This is a genomic window from Binatus sp. (SeqCode) (assembly GCF_036522015.1).
GTDB lineage: Bacteria > Desulfobacterota > Binatia > Binatales > Binataceae > Binatus.
Genome location: NZ_DATDGQ010000113.1, coordinates 1 through 4,193, shown reverse-complemented (window position 1 = coordinate 4,193; position 4,193 = coordinate 1). Strand labels below are relative to the sequence as shown.

Below are 4,193 nucleotides of genomic sequence, written 5' to 3'. Positions count from 1 at the left end.
GCCTGGGTCGTATCCGACGATGCCGCCGAAGGCGGCGCGCCGGGCACTCCGCCGGTCACGCTAATCGAATCGTCATTTGAGTCGTCGCTGTTCGCGGCTTGCGGAGCCGACGCCGACGGCGCCGTCGAACTGGCGGGCGCGTTGCGAATCGAGTCGCCGACCGTGCCCGACCCCTGCACCGCGGCCCCCGCATCCGGCGACCCCATCGGCGCGTTGACGCCGTCCTGCGCCCACCCCGGTGATGCGAGCGCGATAGCTACTATCGCTGCCGCGGCGATACGCGCCGCCCGGCTAACTTTGCTTGGGTTTTTCACTATTGCTCTTCGGCATCACTTCAGTCTGAACCTGCGTATGAAGGTCGAAGACCCGCGTCTTGGGATGCCCACTGAGTCCGACGCCCGTCACTTTGAGTCCGTCGCCGATGACCGTCACGAGACCCGGCGCCTCGACCTTGTCGTCATCAGGCATGAAGGTCGCCGAATCGGTGCTGAGAACGTAGTCGCCAAAATGAATTACCGTGCCGCCGGTTAGATACGCCTTCGTCACGTGATTCCCGTTCATGGTCAAATCGGCATGTGGCGAGTTGACGACCACCGGCTTGCCGTCCGACGAGACCATCGTGACGACGGCGTCGGTCAGTTTCAGCATCGTCTTGTCGGCCGAGTAGTCCGCCTCGCCTGCGGTCAGGACCCATTGGCGCTCGCCGGCTTTCATCTGCGTCCAGTGGAAATTGTGCGCCCGCAGGAGCGTCCCAGGCACCAGTCCGGCGGCGGTCTGCAAGACTTGAGTGGCCGAGCGATGGCGTACGACCCAGATGGTCGCGACCAGCAGGACGACCAGCGCCAACGCGCCAAAACCTGCCAGCGCCTTAGCAATTCGCTTGGGACTCAAGTTCAACTTCTCCGATCCTCACGGTATCAAGCGCCTTTTTTCAAGTAAACCAAGCGGCCGTCCGGCATCATACTTGCAATTCGCGGCGCTCTTGCACTCACTATTATCCAAGCACCAACCGCGATCTCACGCCAATCTGATTGATTCCAGATCAGTCGGCCTCGTGAGCAACGTGATGGATTCGCTTGAGGGTTTCGAGCAAGGCAGGCAAGTCGGCGAGCCGATATGAATTGGGACCGTCACTGAGCGCGCGGTCGGGGTCCTCGTGCACTTCCATGAAAATCCCGTCGATTCCGGCGGCCGTCGCCGCGCGAGCGAGCGGTGCTACGAACTCGCGCTGACCGCCTGAGCGCTCGCCGCCCTCGCCCGCTCCGGGAAGTTGCGCCGAATGAGTCGCGTCGAAGACGACCGGGTAGCCGAAGCTGCGCATGATCGCGAGCGAGCGCATGTCGGAGACGAGATTGTTGTAGCCGAAAGAAAATCCGCGCTCGGTCAAAATAATTCGCCGCGTGCCGGCGCTCTCCGCCTTCGCGACCGCCGCCTTCATGTCCCACGGCGCGAGGAACTGCCCCTTCTTGATGTTAACTGCGCATCCGGTCTTCGCGGCCGCGTCGATCAGATCGGTCTGGCGCGAGAGCAGCGCGGGAATCTGGATCACGTCGACGACTTGCGCGGCGGCTGCGGCTTGCGACGGTTCGTGGATGTCGGTCAGCACGGCAACGCCCGCCTCGCGTTTCACGCGCGCGAGAATTTCGAGTCCGTCGATCAGACCCGGCCCGCGAAACGAGCTGTGACTCGAGCGGTTGGCCTTGTCGAATGAAGATTTGAAAACGAATGGCAGCTTGGCGCGGCGCGCGATATCAGCGAGCTTGGTTGCGTGCCTGATGCATGAGTCGTAACTCTCGATCACGCACGGACCCGCGATCAGCACGAGCTCCGGCCCGCCAAACACGGCGTCGCCGGCTTTGACCTGGGCGACGTTCACGAAACCGATCTGAGCTCCCGCACCTTCGATTGCTTCACCCCGAGCTCCGCGCGGCGCTGCACGGCCGCCCGAATCAATCCGCGAAACAGCGGATGGCAATCAAGCGGGCGCGATTTCAGCTCTGGGTGGAACTGGCCGCCGAGAAACCACGGATGCCCCTTCAACTCCATTATCTCGACCAAGCTGTTGTCTGGTGAGATGCCGGTCGCGACGAGTCCGACTTTTTCGAGCTGCTCGCGATACGAGTTGTTAACTTCCCAGCGATGCCGATGGCGCTCGGAGATGCGCGCCTTGCGATACAGCGACGCCGCGATCGAACCCGACGTGAGCACTGCCGGATACGCGCCGAGGCGCATCGTGCCGCCCTTTTTCGAAACGTCCTTCTGCGAGTCCATTATATGGATGACGGGATCGGGCGAGTCGGGCGCGTTCTCTGACGTGTTGGCGCGCTTGAGGCCGAGCAGATTGCGCGACGCCTCGATCACCATCATGTGCAGGCCGTAGCAGATGCCGAGAATCGGCACGCCGTTCTCGCGCGCGTAGCGAACGGCGCGAATCATACCCTCGGTGCCGCGCTCGCCGAAGCCGCCGGGGACGATTATCGCGTGCGCCTGCGCCAGCCGCTCTTCAACGTTTTGCTTTTCCAGCTCTTCGGAATCGACGTAGTCGATATTGACCCGCGCCTCGTTGCTGATGGCGCCGTGCGCGATCGCCTCGTGCAGGCTCTTGTACGCGTCCTTCAGGTTGACGTACTTGCCGACCACCGCGACGTTTACCGTAAGCTTCGGACTCTGCGCGGTCTTGACGACTCGCCGCCACTTCGAGAGGTTCGGCTCGCCGGTCCAGATGTTGAGCTTCTCGCACACGCGCTGATCGAGTCCATCATCGTGATAACGCAACGGCGCTTCGTAAATCGTCGGCACATCGGGCGCCGAGATGACGCAGTTATCCTCGACGTTGCAAAAGTGTGCGATCTTCTCCTTGATTTTTTTATCGAGTTGTCGGTCGCATCGGCAGAGCAGGATGTCCGGCTGGATCCCGAGCCCGGTCAGCTCTTTCACGCTGTGCTGCGTGGGCTTGGTCTTGAGCTCGCCCGCGGTTGGGATAAACGGGACCAGCGTCAGGTGCAGGTACAAAACATTTTCGCGGCCGTGATCCCATCGGAACTCGCGCGCAGCTTCGAGGAACGGCAGGCTCTCGATATCGCCGACCGTCCCGCCGATCTCGACGATGATCAGATCCGAGCCCTCGGCAGCGGCGAGGATGCGGCGTTTGATCTCGTCGGTGATATGCGGAATCACCTGCACGGTCGCGCCCAGATAGTCGCCGCGCCGTTCCTTCTGAATGACGGTGTCGTAGATCTGGCCGGTGGTGCAGTTGTTGCGCTTGCCCATCGGCGTCTGCACGAAGCGCTCGTAATGGCCGAGGTCGAGATCGGTCTCGGCGCCGTCGTCGGTTACGAAAACTTCGCCGTGCTGGGTCGGACTCATCGTGCCGGGATCCACGTTGATGTAGGGATCCATCTTGAGCATCGTGACCTTCAAACCGCGAGCCTCGAGCAGCGCGCCGAGCGACGCGGCGGCCAAGCCCTTGCCGAGCGACGAAACCACGCCCCCGGTTACGAAGATAAATTTGGTTTTTCCCCGCTCCACGCTGAATCCCTCCCCATCCTCAACGAGTTGAATCCGACGCCGCGTCGCGGGCGCGCACCAGGTCGTCCGCGGTATCTACTTCAAGCGACGGCGCCACCGACTTGACCACTCTAATAACGTAACCATGCTCCAGCGCACGCAACTGCTCGAGCTTTTCGATGCTCTCGAGCACGCCCGCGGGAAGGGCGGCGAATTTCATCAGGAAATCGCGCCGGTACGCATAAACACCGATATGGCGAAGCGCCTCTTTGGCCATCCCGCCGTCACGCGCATGTGGAATCGGGCTTCGCGAGAAGTATAGCGCGTTCCCGTCAGCGCCGCACACGACCTTCACCTTGTTGGGATCGGTCCATTCGAGAAGATCGATAATCGGCGTCGCCAGCGTCGCCATTTGAATCGACGCATCGGCGCGCATCGCCTCCGCCAGCGCGTCGAGATCGACGGGCGCGATGAACGGCTGGTCGCCCTGCACGCCGAGATAGACGTCGGCGACGATCTTCGACGCAACCTCAGCGATTCGATCGGTGCCGCTCGCATGCGCCGGCGAGGTCATCATCGCCTCGCCACCCGCCGCGCGCACGGGCGCCGCGATTCGCTCATCGTCGGTCGCAACGACCACGCGCGCGATCGTTTTCGCCTTCGATGCTTGCCGCCACACTCGCACG

General features: G+C 62.5%; 4 protein-coding genes and 1 pseudogene. All 5 read right to left on the bottom strand.

Annotated features, from left to right (window positions below; genetic code table 11):
• Positions 1-314: pseudogene (locus VIW95_RS04775) on the bottom strand (hypothetical protein); the annotation flags it as partial.
• Positions 292-891, bottom strand: coding sequence for an LPS export ABC transporter periplasmic protein LptC (lptC, locus tag VIW95_RS04770; protein ID WP_331584275.1), 600 nt, complete (start codon positions 889-891; stop codon positions 292-294). The gene lptC and the pseudogene VIW95_RS04775, both read right to left, overlap by 23 nt.
• 151 nt (positions 892-1,042) lie before the next feature.
• On the bottom strand, positions 1,043-1,885 hold the full coding sequence (kdsA, locus tag VIW95_RS04765; RefSeq protein WP_414645267.1) for a 3-deoxy-8-phosphooctulonate synthase: 843 nt from the start codon (positions 1,883-1,885) through the stop codon (positions 1,043-1,045).
• Positions 1,873-3,528 carry a CTP synthase gene (locus VIW95_RS04760; RefSeq protein WP_331584273.1) on the bottom strand — a complete coding sequence of 552 codons (1,656 nt, stop codon included), beginning with the start codon at positions 3,526-3,528 and terminating at the stop codon, positions 1,873-1,875. The genes kdsA and VIW95_RS04760 overlap by 13 nt, the downstream gene beginning before the upstream one ends.
• 19 nt (positions 3,529-3,547) lie before the next feature.
• The coding region (gene kdsB / locus VIW95_RS04755) for a 3-deoxy-manno-octulosonate cytidylyltransferase (RefSeq protein ID WP_331584272.1) at positions 3,548-4,193 on the bottom strand (646 nt) is incomplete at its 5' end.